Here is a 14,016-nt window from a genome sequence, read left to right as displayed (position 1 = left end):
ATCCGCAAGCAGAACCCCGCCTTCGGGATCGGCACGTACACCGAACTGCAGTCCTCCAACCCGGCGGTGCTCGCCTTCCTCCGGGAGGCCCCCGCAGGGGAAGGAGCGGACGACATCGTCCTGTGCGTGCACAACTTCTCCCGGTTCGCACAACCGACCGAGCTGGACCTCAGCCGCTTCCACGGCCGGCATCCGGTCGAGCTGTTCGGCGGGGTGCGCTTCCCGGCGATCGGCGAGCTGCCGTACCTGCTGACCCTGGCGGGCCACGGCTTCTACTGGTTCCGGTTGCGCCGGGACGCGGCGTAGAGCCGGCCGGGTGGGGCGGTTTCCCCCGCCCCACCCGGGGCACGCATCAGTAACACCCCGACCACCCGGGGAAAGGACGTGACGCCCCATGGCGGAAACGGTCACCTCTTCAGGCACCACCTCCGGCACCACCGCTCCCGGCCACCTCCTCGCCTCGCTCGACCCGCTGCTGTGCGAGTGGCTGCCACGGCAGCGCTGGTTCGCGGGCAAGGGGCGCCCGGTCACCGGCTTCTCACCGGTGGCCGTCACCGAGCTGCTCCCGCCCGACGGCCGGCTGGGCCTGTACCACCTGCTCGTCCGCGCCCACCAGCCACCCGCCGACGCCTCCGTGGGCGACTGCTACCAGCTGCTGATAGGCGTGCGCGAGGCGCTGCCGCCCCGGCTGGCGCCCGCGCTGATCGGACACGTGGAGGAAGGTCCGCTCGCCGGCCGCACGGTGTACGACGCCCTGTACGACCCACGGCCCGCCGACCTGCTGCTGGAGGCGCTGCGCACCCAGGCCCGCATCGGCGGTCTCCGCTTCGAGCGGGACCCGGGCCAGGAGATCCGCGAGTCCCTGGTGCCCCGCCTGATGACCGCCGAGCAGTCCAACTCGTCGGTCGTCTACGGAGATACGTTCATCCTCAAGCTGCTGCGCCGCGTCGTGCCCGGTGTCAACCCCGACCTGGAGATACCCCTGGCGCTGGCGCGCGAGGGCTGCCCCCGCGTGCCCGCGCCGACCGCCTGGATACGCGCCGAGGTGGCGGACGAGCCCTACGACCCCTACGTCCTGGCCGTGCTCCAGCCCTTCGTGCGGGGCGCGACGGACGGCTGGGAGCTGGCGCTGCGCGAGCTGGCCAAGGGCGAGGACTTCGCCGCCGAGGCGCGCGCCCTGGGCCGGGCCACCGCCGAGGTGCACACCGCGCTCGCCCACGCCCTGCCCACGGTCACCCTCGGCCAGGCCCAGCTGGGACAGCTGGTCGACGGCATGACCGAGCGCCTGACGGCCGCCGTGCAGGCGGTGCCCGCGCTGCGGCCGTACGAGAGCGGGCTGCGCTCGGCCTTCGAGGCGCTGGCCGACCTGGCCGCCGAGGGCCGTACCTGGACCGCCCAGCGCGTCCACGGCGATCTGCACCTCGGCCAGTGTCTGCGCTCGCCGTCCGGCGAGTGGTCGCTGATCGACTTCGAGGGGGAACCGGCCCGGCCGCTGGCCGAGCGGCGTCTGCCCCAGCCGCCGGCACGGGACATCGCCGGAATGCTGCGCTCCTTCGACTACGCGGCGCACTCGGCCGCTCCCCCGGTGTCGGACTGGGCCGGGGTGTGCCGGGCCGCGTACTGCTCCGGGTACGCGGAGGTCGCCGGCCGCGATCCGCGCACCGACCCCGTGCTGTTGCGGGCCTACGAGACCGACAAGGCGGTCTACGAAGTCGTCTACGAGGCCCGGCACCGCCCCGACTGGCTCCCCGTGCCGATGTCGGCGGTGCACCGCCTCGCCACGTCCGACCTGACCTGACCCTCGCCCGGGAGACGCGTCCGTGACGTCCAAGAAGTCAGCCACCTCGAAGAAGCCGAAGTCCGAGAAGAACAAGCCCGAGAAGAGCCAGAAGACCCAGAAAACCAAGGTCGAGAAGACCAAGGCCGGAGAGAGCGGGGCCGGGGAGGGCGGCACCTCCCCTGAGCCGCGGGTGACCTGGTCCGACGTCGACCGCGAGCGGCTGCTGAGCGGTACGCACCACGACCCGCACACCGTCCTCGGCGCCCACCCGGTGCCCGGCGGTGTCGCCTTCCGCGCCTTCCGGCCCTACGCCCGGTCGGTCAGCGTCGTCTCGGGCGAGCTGCGGGCCGAGCTGCGCGACGACGGCGACGGCTTCTTCTCCGGGGTGCTGCCCCTGCGCGAGGTCCCGGCCTACCGGCTGCTGGTGGCGTACGAGGGGGCCGTGCACGACACCGAGGACGCCTACCGCTTCCTGCCGACGCTCGGCGAGCTGGACCTGCACCTGATCGGCGAGGGCCGGCACGAGCAGCTGTGGCAGGTGCTCGGCGCGCATCCGATGACCCACCAGGGCGTCAGCGGCACCCGATTCTCGGTGTGGGCGCCGAACGCGCGGGGCGTGCGGCTGGCGGGGACCTTCAACTTCTGGGACGGCACGGCCCTGCCGCTGCGCTCGCTCGGCTCCTCCGGCGTGTGGGAGCTGTTCGTGCCGGGCATAGGCGAGGGCGAACTGTACAAGTTCGAGATCACCCGCCAGGACGGCTCCCGCACCCTGCGCGCGGACCCGATGGCCCGCCGTACCGAGACCCCGCCCGCCACCTCCTCCGTGATCACGGCCTCGCACCACGAGTGGGGGGACGCCCGGTGGCTGGCCCGGCGGGCCGAGCGGCCGGTGCACGAGGCGCCGTTCTCGGTGTACGAGATCCACCTGCCGTCCTGGCGCCCCGGCCTCACCTACCGGCAGCTCGCCGAGCAGCTCCCCGCGTACGTCAAGGACCTGGGGTTCACGCACGTGGAGCTGATGCCGGTCGCCGAGCATCCCTTCGGCGGCTCCTGGGGCTACCAGGTCACCGGCTTCTACGCCCCCACCGCCCGGCTCGGCACCCCGGACGACTTCCGGTACCTGGTGGACGCGCTGCACCAGGCCGACATCGGGGTGCTGATGGACTGGGTGCCCGCGCACTTCCCGCGCGACGAGTGGGCGCTGGCCGAGTTCGACGGGCGCCCGCTGTACGAGCACTCCGACCCGCTGCGGGCGGCCCACCCCGACTGGGGGACGCTGGAGTTCGACTTCGGGCGGCGCGAGGTGCGCAACTTCCTGGTCGCCAACGCGGTGTACTGGTGCGAGGAGTTCCACATCGACGGCCTGCGCGTGGACGCCGTCGCCTCCATGCTCTACCTCGACTACTCGCGCGAGCCGGGCCAGTGGACGCCGAACGAGCACGGCGGCCGGGAGAACCTGGACGCGGTGGCCTTCCTGCAGGAGATGAACGCCACGGTGTACCGGCGCTGCCCGGGCGTGGTGACCGTCGCCGAGGAGTCCACGGCCTGGGACGGCGTCACCCGCCCCACGCACCAGCAGGGCCCGAGCGGCTTCGGCGGCCTGGGCTTCGGGCTGAAGTGGAACATGGGCTGGATGCACGACTCGCTGGAGTACATGAGCCACGACCCGGTCCACCGCCGGTACCACCACCATGAGATGACCTTCTCCATGGTGTACGCCTACAGCGAGAACTACGTCCTGCCGATCTCCCACGACGAGGTCGCCCACGGCAAGCGGTCGCTGGTCTCGAAGATGCCGGGCGACTGGTGGCAGCAGCGCGCCAACCTGCGCGCCTATCTGGGGTTCATGTGGTCCCATCCGGGCAAGCAGCTGCTGTTCATGGGGCAGGAGTTCGCGCAGGGCGCCGAGTGGTCGGAGGCGCACGGCCCCGACTGGTGGCTGCTCGACCCGGCCTACGGCGCCGAGGCCGACCACCGGGGCGTGCGCGACCTGGTCCGCGACCTCAACACCGTCTACGGCGACACCCCGGCCCTGTGGCAGCTCGACACCGACCCGGCCGGTTTCCAGTGGGTGGCGGGCGACGCGGCAGCCGACAACGTGCTGGCGTTCCTGCGCTACGACGCCGAGGGCAGCCCGCTCCTCGCGGTCTGCCACCTCGCCCCGGTCGTCCGCCACGACTACCGGCTCGGCGTCCCCGAGGACGTCCCGGCCTGGCTGGAGGTCCTCAACACCGACGCGGCCCGCTACGGCGGCGGCGACGTCACCCACCCCGACCCGGTCAAGCCGGAACCGCAGGGCGCGCACGGGCGCCCCGCGAGCATCCGGCTGACCCTGCCTCCGCTGGCTACGGTGTGGCTGCGGCCTGCCTGAGCCCTTCGGGGAGGGTGCCGGTGTGCAGGACGCCCATCCGCTGGGTGGCCCGGGTCAGCGCCACGTACAGATCGCTCGTGCCGTAGCGGCCCGGCTCCACCACCAGGACGGAGTCGAACTCCAGGCCCTTGGCCTGGCGGGGGTCGAGCAGGACCACGGTCCGGGTCAGGTCGGGTTCGGCGCCCGCCGTCACGCCGTCCAGGTGGGCGGCGAGGCGGCGGTGCAGATCGCGCGGGGCGATGACCGCCAGCCGTCCTTCGGCGGGGGTGAGTTCGGCGACCGCCTTGGCCACCGCGCCGGGCAGGTCGCCGTCGACGCCGCGCACCCAGGGCCGTACACCGGTCGAACGGACCGAACTCGGCGGCTGGAAGGCGGGGTTCTCGGCGCGGACCACGGCCGCCGCGAGGTCCATGATCTCGGACGGGGTGCGGTAGTTGACACCGAGCCGGATGTGCTCCCAGCGGTCCCCGACATACGGCTCGAGGATCTCGGCCCAGGAGCCGACCCCGGCCGCCTCGGCCGTCTGGGCGGGGTCGCCGACCAGGGTCATGGAGCGGGTAGGGCTGCGCCGCATCAGCAGCCGCCAGGCCATCGGTGACAACTCCTGCGCCTCGTCGACGACGATGTGCCCGAACGCCCAGGTCCGGTCGGCCGCCGCGCGCTCGGCGGCGCTGCGGTGGTCGTCCTCCTCGTGCCGCTCGGCGAACCGCTCGGCGTCGATGATGTCGTGCGCGGACAGCACCTCGCTGGCGTCCGGGTCGTCGTCCTCCTTGTCCTCGAACTCGTAGGTCCGGGAGGCGTACGACACGTCGAGCACGCCCTGCGCGAAGGCGACCTGGTTCTCCCGCTCGCGTTCCGCCCGCGCCCGGGCCCACCGGTCGTCCTCGCCGAGCAGTTCGGCCGCCTCGTCCAGCAGCGGTACGTCGGCCACGGTCCAGGCCCGCGTCACCGGGCGCCGTACCGCGTCCGCGTCCGCCGCGGGGAGGTACCCGTCCGGCTCGGCGAGGAAGTCGGCGAGCAGCCGGCGCGGGGTCAGCCGGGGCCACAGCCGGTCGATGGCGGCCCAGACGTCGGGGTTCTCGGCGAGTTCGTCGCGGATCCGGGTGATGTCGCTGGCGTCGAGCAGGTTCGTACCGTCGTACGGGTCGGTGCCGATGCGCTCGGCGACCATGTCGGTGAGCGTGTTGAGGATGTGGCCCTCGAAGTGCTCGCGGGCCGCGTTGTGCGGCAGCCTGGCGGCGCGGGTGCGTTCGCGGGCGACGCCCACCAGGCCGTCGTCGAGCATCAGCACCTCGCGGTCGTGCTCGATGGTGATCACCGGGTCGGGCAGCGCCTGCCGGTCGCGTACGACGGCGGCGAGCACCTCGGCCATGTCGGCGCGGCCCTTCACGGCGGCGGCCTCGGGGGTGTCCGTGGCCGTCGCCCGCACGCCGGGGAACAGCTCGCCGACGGTGGCGAGGAGGACGCCGGTCTCGCCGAGGGAGGGCAGCACCTCGCCGATGTACCCGAGGAAGGCGGGGTTGGGACCGACGATCAGGACCGCGCGCCTGGCGAGCAGCTCCCGGTACTCGTAGAGGAGGTAGGCGGCGCGGTGCAGGGCGACCGCCGTCTTCCCGGTGCCCGGGCCGCCCTCGACGACCCGCACCCCGCGGTAGGGGGCCCGGATGATCTCGTCCTGCTCGGCCTGGATGGTCTGCACGATGTCGCTCATGCGGCCGGTGCGCGCGGAGTTGAGCGCGGCCAGCAGCACGGCGTCACCGGTGGGGTCCTCGTGGCCGGTGCGGGTGGCGTCACCGAGGTCGAGGATCTCGTCGTGCAGGGCGGTGACCCGGCGGCCGTCGGTGGCGATGTGCCGGCGCCGGCGCAGCCCCATCGGGGTGTGGCCGGTGGCCAGGTAGAAGGGGCGGGCCACCTCGGCCCGCCAGTCGATGAGGACCGGGGTGCGCTCGGGGTCGTCCCGGCGCAGTCCGACCCGGCCGATGTGGTGGCTGGTGCCGGAGGTGAGGTCGATGCGGCCGAAGCAGAGCGAGCCGTCGACGGCGTTCAGCGCGGCGAGCAGCCCCGAACGCTCGGCGACCAGGATGTCCCGCTCCAGCCGGGCCTGCATGGGCGTGTTGCCCTGGGCGAGGGCGTCGGTGACAGAGGTCTCGGTGTCCCCGCGCAGCGCGTCCACGCGTGCGTACAGTCCGTCGATGAATTCCTGCTCGTGCCGCAATTCATTGTCTGGAAATTCGGTGTTTGACAATTCCGCTCCCGCCCGGATATACTGTGCTCACTGAACTTCTCCGCGACCATTTCCTGATGAAGTCGCGAACCATTCAATATACGCAGAGAAATCCCCTGAGCGCAATTGCTCGGGGGATTTCTCTTTACCGGTGCCGGTCGGTGTCGGTGCGGGTGCCGGTCACAGCAGGCCGGACAGCTCCTCCAGCAGCCTGCGCTTGGGCCGGGCGCCCACCATCGAGCGCACCGGCTCACCGCCCCGGAAGACCATGAGGGTCGGCGTCGACAGCACGCCGTACGCGATCGTGGTCCGCGGATTGTGGTCCACGTCCAGCTGGACGATCTTCAGCCGGTCGCGCTCCTCGACGGCGATGTCCTTCAGCACCGGTGCCAGCTGCCGGCACGGCCCGCACCAGTCGGCCGTGAACTGCACCAGTACCGGAAGGTCGGAGCCGATCACCTCCGCCTCGAAGTCCGCGTCCGTCACCTCGGCCAGACCGCTCGTCCTGCTCACCCTGTCAGCCCTCCCAGTTCGCACACCGGTTCCGGACCCCCCGGAACCAGCGCCTCGGCGGCCAGCTCGTCCCGCGCCCGCTCGGCCCGCGACAACTGCCCGGCGACCTCCGCCCGCACCGCCCGCAACTGGCCGATCAGCGCGTCCAGCTCATCCAGTTTGCGCCGGTAGACCACGAGCGAGGCGGGGCACGCGTCACCCTCCGGGTGCCCGGCTCGCAGACACTCCACGAACGGCCGCGTCTCCTCCAGGTCGAACCCGAAGTCCCGCAGCGTCCGGATCTGGGTGAGGAGCCTGAGATCGCCCTCGTCGTAGGTGCGGTGCCCCAGCTCGTCACGCCGGGCCGGCAGCAGCCCGCGTGTCTCGTAGTACCGCAGTGTGCGCGTGGTGGTCCCGGCGCGTGCGGCCAGTTCGCCGATTCGCATGCCCACGACCGTACGCGTTGACGCCGACGTCAGGGCAAGCCGTTCCCCAGGTGCCGGTGGAGGATCTGGAGCGCCGTCCAGGCGCCGGCGTCGGTTCCGTCGCCGAGGGGGTAGTGGAGGGCCGGTTCGCCGGGGGAGCCGAGTTGCCGGGGTTTCACGGCGAGGGGCGGGCGGCGGGCGTGGGTGAGGCCGATCGTGCGGACGTCGCGCGGGCCGAGGGTGAAGGCGATCGGGAGGGGCGGCCCCTCCAGGTACGGGGGCAGCGTGAGGTCGGCGCGGGCCCGGCACAGGGTGGTGAGCATCGTCGTCAGTCCGTGTTCGGCGACCAGCGCCGCCGCGAGGGACTCCAGGATGCCGAGGGGAACCTCGGCGGGATCGGTGTAGCCGAGGGTGAGGGTGGTGTCCTCGGCCACACCGGCGGTGGTGCGCGTGACGCGGTGGGTGGCGACGGCGGGCCGGCCGGGCGCGCCTACGGCGACGACGTGGGTGGGGGCGGGAGCCCGGTCGCGGGCCAGATCGGTCAACTGCCTCGGCGACCAGGGGAGGTTCACGGGTTCCGCGGTGCCCCATCCGGCGGGCGGCGCGCCGGTGAGGTGGCGCCAGGCGGCTTCCAGTGCGCGCCCGAGCACCAGGCCGGCCTCGGCCGGGCGCACCGTGCGGAAGGAGACGGTGAGCCGGCGCTGTCCGGGGGGCGTGGCCGCCGCCGTGAAGGCGTCGGCGACGGTGGTGCCCTCCGGAGTGAACGTGCCGTCGCGCCAGACGAGCCGGACGCCGGACAGGCCGTCGTGGTAGCCGCCCGCGGGGTCCTGGATCACCCAGCGGTTGGGCGCGCCACCCAGCGCCGTACGCAACGGCAGGGTGAGACGGACGTGCGGGGGCGTGACGAGGTGGAGCGCCCGGTTCGCCCGCACGGTGGCGCGCAGGACGTCCGAGAGCCAGGCGGTGAGCGGGACGAGGGGCCGGTCGGCCAGGACGACCGCGGTCGAGTCGGTGAGCACGTCGACGATCGGGAACACCGGGGTGTCCGGGGCGGCGGGGGCGTCCCCGGCGGTTCCCGCCGTCTCCCGCGGCACCGTGACGCGCCCGGTGTGGGCGGCGCCCGGCGGCCACACCGTCCCGCCGAGCAGCATGGTCAGGCGCCCGCACACCGACCCCGCGAGGGACTCCGCCTCGGGTACGGCCGTGGAGGCGCGGGCCTCGGTCCACCAGAACGGGGGCTCGGGCGCCGCCACTTGGGAGCCGAGGAGGCGCTCGGCCTCGCCGTGCACGTGCACGAGCAGCGGGGCCTCGACCGAGACCAGCGGCCGGCCGGCCGCCGTGCACAGGTGGACGACCGCGCCGTCGTCGGTGGCGGTCAGGGCCGGCTCGGGGCCGCCGGCCTGCAGACCCGCGAGGAGCGACCTGGTGTCCGGCATCTTCGGGGTGAGCGCGATGACGTCCTTGGTCACGCCGGGGTCTCCATGGGGTCGGCCTGTGCCGCACGGGTCGCGAGGGCGGTCTGGATCAGCTGGTGGCGGCGGCCCCGGCGCACCAGGGTGCCCCGGCCGGGCGGCTGGGCGCTGGCGTACAGGCCCGGGAAGAGCTGGCCTTCCGTACGGTCGCCCGTCATCACCAGGGCCGTCGCGCCGGTCTCGCGCAGTGTCGTCAGGAACGGGTCGTACAGGGCGCGCGAGGCGCCCGCGACCCGGCGCGCGACGACGAAGTGCAGCCCGATGTCCTGGGCCGAGGAGATGTACGGCAGGAACGGCGCGAGGGGCTGCCCGCCCGCCGTGGTGAGGATGTCGTAGTCGTCGACGAGGATCACGATCCGCGGGCCGGTGAAGGCCGGCCCGTCGTCCGGCATGTCGGCGTCGGCGGTCTCCGGGAGCCGTTTTTCCAGTTCGGAGGCGATGCCGGTGGCGAGCGCGGCGGACAGTTTCGCGTTGTGCGCGTAGCCGCCGCGGTACGGCTCCGGGATCACCCCGCGCAGGCCGCGCCGAGGGTCGAACACGCCGAAGACCAGCTCGTCCTCGCCGTACCGGTCCACCAGCGCCCGGGAGACCAGTTCGAGGAGGTTGGTCTTGCCGCACTCGTTGTCGCCGAGCACCAGCAGATGCTGGTCGGCGCCGAACAGGTCGAGGACGGCGGGAGACAGGGACTCCTGGTCGACGCCGATCGGTACCGCGTGCGGTACGGCGACGGCCGAGGGCAGCTCCCGCGCGGTCAATCGGGTCGGCAACACCCTTACCGGCGCCGCGAGTTCACCGTGCCAGGTGGCGCGCAGGGAGCGCGCGGCGTCCTCCAGGGCCGGCCCCAGGTCCGTGGTCGAGGCGAGCGAGTCGAGGCGTGGCAGGGCGACGTGCGCGAACAGCTTGCCGTCGGTGAGGGCGCGGCCGGGGGTGCCGGCGGGCAGGGTCTCGGACAGTTTGCGGTCGAGGGAGGAGTCGGCGGGGTCGTTGAGGCGCAGTTCGATACGGCTGCCGAACATCGACTGGGTGGCGATGCGTACGTCGTTCCAGCGGAGCATGCCCGCCACGACGTGGATGCCGTAGCCGCTGCCGCGCTTGAGCAGGTCGGCCACCGCGTCGTCCAGTTCGGCGAACTCGTCGCGCAGCGCGCCGAAGCCGTCGACGAGCAGCACCACGTCCGTGGAGCCGAGTCCCGGCAGCTCGCCCTGGGCGCGCAGGGTGCGCAGCTGGTCGACGGAGTCGATGCCGTGCTCGCGGAAGACCGCCTCGCGTTCGGCGAGCATGGCGCGTACCTCGGCGACCGTACGGGCCGCGCGCTCGTGGTCGGCACGCCCGGCGATCGAGCCGACGTGCGGCAGGCCGGACAGCGCGCTCAGACCGCCACCGGCGAGATCGAGGCCGTAGACCGCGACCTCGCGCGGTGTGTGGGTCAGGGCGAGGGACAGGGCGAGGGTGCGCAGCAGGGTGGTCTTGCCGGACTGCGGGCCGCCGATGACGGCCGTGTGCCCGCCCGCCGTGTTCAGGTCGTGCACCCACCGCCCCTGCCACTGCCGTGCCGGGTCGTCGAGCACTCCGAGCGGAACCCGCAGCGGGCCTTCCTGGCCGGCGAGCCGCAGCCCGTCCGCCGATGCCCGCACCGGGCCTGCCGCGCCCGTCAGCGTCACGGCGCCGGGCAGCGGCGGCAGCCAGATCCGCCGCACCGGCTCCCCCGCGCCGGCGAGCCGGCCCACCACGGCGGACAGCACGGTGGGCCCGCTGTCCCGCTCGCGCGGCGTGGGCGAGGTGTCGTCCCCGGCTGCTGCCGCCAGGGTGTTGTACGGCGGATACACCCAGGTCAGCGGCTCGTCGGCGGCGACCGTATCGCGCCGCGCCGGCCCGCGGCAGGCGCCGGACACGAACCCCGCCTTGAACCGCGTGTACGTGGAGGTGTCGACCTTGAGGTAGCCGAAGCCCGGCAGGGGCGGCAGATGGAAGGCGTCCGCGGTGTCCAGCACCGTACGGGACTCGTCGGCGGAGAAGGTGCGCAGCCCGAGCCGGTACGACAGATACGTCTCCAGGCCCTTCAGTCTGCCGCCCTCGATGCGCTGGCTGGACAGCAGCAGATGCACGCCGATCGAGCGGCCGATCCGTCCGATGGACAGGAACAGGTCGATGAAGTCCGGCTTGGCGGTGAGGAGTTCACCGAACTCGTCGATCACGACGAACAGGTGCGGGAGGGGTTCGAGGTCCGGGCGGGCGGTGGCGCGCAGCGCCCGGTAGTGCCCGATGTCGGCGACGTTCCCCGCGTCCTTGAGCACCTGCTGACGGCGCTTGATCTCACCGGCCAGCGAGGTGTGCACCCGCTCGACGAGGCCGGCCTGGTTCTCCAGGTTCGTGATCACGCCTGCCACGTGCGGCAGATCCGTGAACGGGGCGAAGGTGGCGCCGCCCTTGTAGTCGACGAGCACCATCGCCAGGTCCTCGGGCGGATGCGTGGCCACCAGCGCGAGGACCAGGGTGCGCAGCAGCTCGCTCTTGCCGGATCCGGTGGCGCCCACGCACAACCCGTGCGGCCCCATGCCCAGTTCGGACGACTCCTTCAGATCGAGCAGCACCGGTTCGTGCCGGTCGTCCAGCCCGATCGGCACGCGCAGGAAGTCCCGGTCGCCGCGCGGCGCCCACTGCCGGCCCAGGTCGAGGGCGGCCGGATCGTCGACGCCGAGCAACTCCGGGAAGTCCACCGGGCCGGAGACCGGCGTACCGTCGGCGGCCGACTCGGCGGACAGCCGCAGTGGCGCCAGCATCCGGGCGAGCCCTTCGGCACCGGCGGCACTCACCGGGTCGAGGACGCCGAAGACCCGTACGGCCTGCTCGCCCGCGAGGTCGTCGACCGTGACCCGGTCCCCGTCGACGGTGATGCGCACGGAGACCCGGTCGGGCTCGTGCACCTGCTCGGCGAGCAGATGGAGCACGGTGACCCCCATGTCGCCAAGGGCGACGGCCGCGTCGGGACGGGGCAGTTCGGCCGCGTTGCGACCGTACTCGTCACTCACCACGAGCAGTCGGCCGCCGAGGCTCAGCGCCGTGCGGTCGGAGAGGCCGCGCCGTACCTCGGCGGCGTAGGAGGACCGCTGCTTCAGGTCCACGCCGATGACCCGGGCGAGCTGGGCGAGATCGGGCGCGATACGGCGGGCGGCCACCGGCCCGTCGAGCACCTCGGGGTCGAGGACGTGCGGCAGCCACTTGGCCCATCCCCACTCCTCCATCCGTTCCCCGGGCACGGCGAGGGCGAGTGCCAGGTCGTCCGGCGCGTGCGTGACGGCGGCCTGCACCAGCAACGCCCGCGCGACCCGCAGCACGTCCTCGCGGTCACCGACCACGCTGACGTCGCCCGCACGGTCCAGCGGCACGGTCAGCGGATGGTCGGCGGTGGTGGCGAACCGGGCCTGCAGCGCCCGCGCCTCGTTCAGCATGAACGGGTCCGGCGGCGTGAGCACCCCGCTCGCCGAGTTCTGCCCGATCACCACGTCCTGCACGGGTACGTCACCGACACCGACCCGGACGCGGAGGAAGTCGGCGTCCGTACGCCGCCGCTCCCACAGCCGCGCCGGATCACGCACCAGGTCGTACAGAGCGGCGGGCGCGGGATCCAACCGCCGTGCGGCGAGCCGCCGTTCCCGCTCCCTGACGCCCAGTTCCTCGCGCAGTTCCTCCAGGTACTCCAGATACCGTTCGCGCTGCACCCGCCGCTGCCGCTGCGCCTTGCCGCGCTGCGACAGGAACAGCGCCACGGCCCCGAGCAGGGCGACGACCAGCACGACCGCGCCGAGGCCGGCGAACTGGCTGGACCGGACGACGGTCATCATCACCACGGACGACATGACGCCCGCCATGGGCAGCAGCGCGGTGGCCGCGGTGCCCGTCCTGCCCTCGGGCAGGTTCGGCGGCGGCTCGATGGTGCGCGCCTCGGCCGGCGGCAGCGGGCGGGTGGCCCGGGCGGGGCGGTGGACCAGGTGCTGCGTCATCGGACCCGCACCGCCCGCTGCAACGCCTCCGCCGCCAGCCGGGTGGCCGCGCGGCGCGTGGCCGAGCCGAGCAGTTCGGTGCGGATGGGCCCGCCGGCCGCGAGATGCCGGTCGTAGGGCAGGTGCACGACATTGACCCCTGTCTCGCGCAGATGCGCCGTGGCGGTGTTCAGGTCGAGGCTCGGATCGGGGGTGCCCGAGGTGAGGGCGACGACGGTGGACGTGAGGGCGGCGTGGGGGAGCCGCGCGAGCCAGTCGAGGACGACACGGGTGCCGCCGACGCCCTCGGCGGTGAGCGGTGCGACCACCACACGGGCGTGCGCGGTGTCCATCGCGGTACGGGCCACCTCGCCGGGCAGTGTCTCGCAGTCCACGACGGTGACGGCGAAGTAGCGGCGCAGGGCGAGCGTCACCTCGCGGTAGGTGCGGACGTCCAGCGGTGCGCCGACGCGGCCCTGGCCCGCGGGCAGCAACCAGCCGCCGCCCGAGGTGGGCACCAGGTAGCCGGTGATGTCGGTGAGCTGCATCGACGGGGTGAGGATCTGGGCCAGTTCGCCGCACGACCAGCGCACCGACTCCGCGCCCATCCGCACCGGCAGTGTGCCGAGCGCGGCGTCCGCCTCCAGGGCGAGCACCGGGTCGTGCCGGTAGTGGTTGAAGGTGGAGGCGAGCAGCGCGGCGGTGGTCGTCTTGCCGACGCCGCCCCGGATGGACGTCACGGCGATCACCCGGCCCGTGGTGACCGGCTGCTGCAGTTCCCGCCCGATCCGGGTCTCCTCGGCGACCTCCTGCGACGCCGACGAGGTCAGCCGCCGAATCGATTCCCCGGTCCGCCGCGCCATGGAGTCCCCGTGCAGCGGCTTCCCCAGCGCGAGCGCGAGACGCGGGTCGACGGTGGGGACGGACTCAGGGGTGCGGAAGGGGAGGTTGGGGCTTCGGGGACCGGCGGGGCGGAGGCCCGGGTGCTGCGACGGCTGCGACGGCGTACGGGCCGAATGTCGGGGTTCGGGTTCGGGCTCGGGTACGTCGACGGGAGTGGCGGCCGGCTCGTCGCCCGGCGGACGCGGCTGGCCCGGGTGGGGGCGCTGCTCGTCGGGGTCCCGCACGGGGAGCGGGGCTTTCGCCTCCGCCTCCGTGGCGCCCGGCCCGGACGGTGAGGGGGCCGACGCGCCGTCGCCGCGCAACTCCCGCAGCACCTCGTCCTGCCAGCCGCTCTGCGCCTGATTCATCCCCGCCGCCTCACGACCACGG

The 14,016-nt window shown here is 73.4% G+C and carries 9 protein-coding genes; 3 read left to right on the top strand and 6 right to left on the bottom strand.

All coding sequences use genetic code 11. The features are described 5' to 3' along the window. The 3 genes from ACFYMM_RS34535 to glgB all read left to right on the top strand — a co-directional run. Positions 1-306 (top strand): alpha-glucosidase C-terminal domain-containing protein (locus ACFYMM_RS34535; RefSeq protein WP_388394095.1); only part of this gene is annotated, 306 nt, incomplete at its 5' end. An 88-nt stretch (positions 307-394) separates the two neighbouring features. Beyond that, positions 395-1,798 carry a maltokinase gene (locus ACFYMM_RS34530; protein ID WP_388394093.1) on the top strand — a complete coding sequence of 468 codons (1,404 nt, stop codon included), beginning with the start codon at positions 395-397 and terminating at the stop codon, positions 1,796-1,798. 172 nt (positions 1,799-1,970) lie between these two features. Continuing rightward, complete coding sequence (gene glgB / locus ACFYMM_RS34525) at positions 1,971-4,151, top strand: 1,4-alpha-glucan branching enzyme (protein WP_388394113.1); 2,181 nt, start codon at positions 1,971-1,973, stop codon at positions 4,149-4,151. Here glgB and ACFYMM_RS34520 read toward each other — a convergent pair. The 6 genes from ACFYMM_RS34520 to ACFYMM_RS34495 form a co-directional block, all read right to left on the bottom strand. Next, complete coding sequence (locus tag ACFYMM_RS34520; protein WP_388394091.1) at positions 4,126-6,366, bottom strand: HelD family protein; 2,241 nt, start codon at positions 6,364-6,366, stop codon at positions 4,126-4,128. The genes glgB and ACFYMM_RS34520 overlap by 26 nt on opposite strands. Before the next feature lie 189 nt (positions 6,367-6,555). Then, the gene (trxA, locus tag ACFYMM_RS34515) at positions 6,556-6,888 is read right to left on the bottom strand and encodes a thioredoxin (protein WP_388394088.1); all 333 of its coding nucleotides are present in this window, start codon (positions 6,886-6,888) and stop codon (positions 6,556-6,558) included. Then, the gene (locus ACFYMM_RS34510) at positions 6,885-7,313 is read right to left on the bottom strand and encodes a MerR family transcriptional regulator (protein ID WP_388394085.1); all 429 of its coding nucleotides are present in this window, start codon (positions 7,311-7,313) and stop codon (positions 6,885-6,887) included. The genes trxA and ACFYMM_RS34510 overlap by 4 nt, the downstream gene beginning before the upstream one ends. A gap of 29 nt (positions 7,314-7,342) precedes the next feature. Beyond that, positions 7,343-8,761, bottom strand: a complete 1,419-nt coding sequence (locus ACFYMM_RS34505) for a DUF6177 family protein (RefSeq protein ID WP_388394082.1) — start codon at positions 8,759-8,761, stop codon at positions 7,343-7,345. Next, positions 8,758-12,765, bottom strand: coding sequence for a type VII secretion protein EccCa (gene eccCa, locus ACFYMM_RS34500; protein ID WP_388394079.1), 4,008 nt, complete (start codon positions 12,763-12,765; stop codon positions 8,758-8,760). Before eccCa ends, ACFYMM_RS34505 begins: the two co-directional genes overlap by 4 nt. After that, the gene (locus tag ACFYMM_RS34495) at positions 12,762-13,994 is read right to left on the bottom strand and encodes a type VII secretion protein (protein WP_388394076.1); all 1,233 of its coding nucleotides are present in this window, start codon (positions 13,992-13,994) and stop codon (positions 12,762-12,764) included. The genes eccCa and ACFYMM_RS34495 overlap by 4 nt, the downstream gene beginning before the upstream one ends. Between the last annotated feature and the right edge of the window lie 22 nt (positions 13,995-14,016).

The sequence above is a fragment of the Streptomyces sp. NPDC006739 genome (genome assembly GCF_042869815.1).
GTDB lineage: Bacteria > Actinomycetota > Actinomycetes > Streptomycetales > Streptomycetaceae > Streptomyces.
The sequence above is the reverse complement of the archived record's forward strand: the minus strand, read 5'-3'. Positions and strand labels throughout refer to the sequence as shown.

Bases quoted from the DNA above. Each gene is read 5' to 3' on its own strand.
- ACFYMM_RS34510 (WP_388394085.1), bottom strand. From the start codon at position 7,313: ATGCGAATCGGCGAACTGGCCGCACGCGCCGGGACCACCACGCGCACA.
- ACFYMM_RS34495 (WP_388394076.1), bottom strand. From the start codon at position 13,994: ATGAATCAGGCGCAGAGCGGCTGGCAGGACGAGGTGCTGCGGGAGTTG.
- ACFYMM_RS34530 (WP_388394093.1), top strand. From the start codon at position 395: ATGGCGGAAACGGTCACCTCTTCAGGCACCACCTCCGGCACCACCGCT.
- eccCa (WP_388394079.1), bottom strand. From the start codon at position 12,765: ATGACGCAGCACCTGGTCCACCGCCCCGCCCGGGCCACCCGCCCGCTG.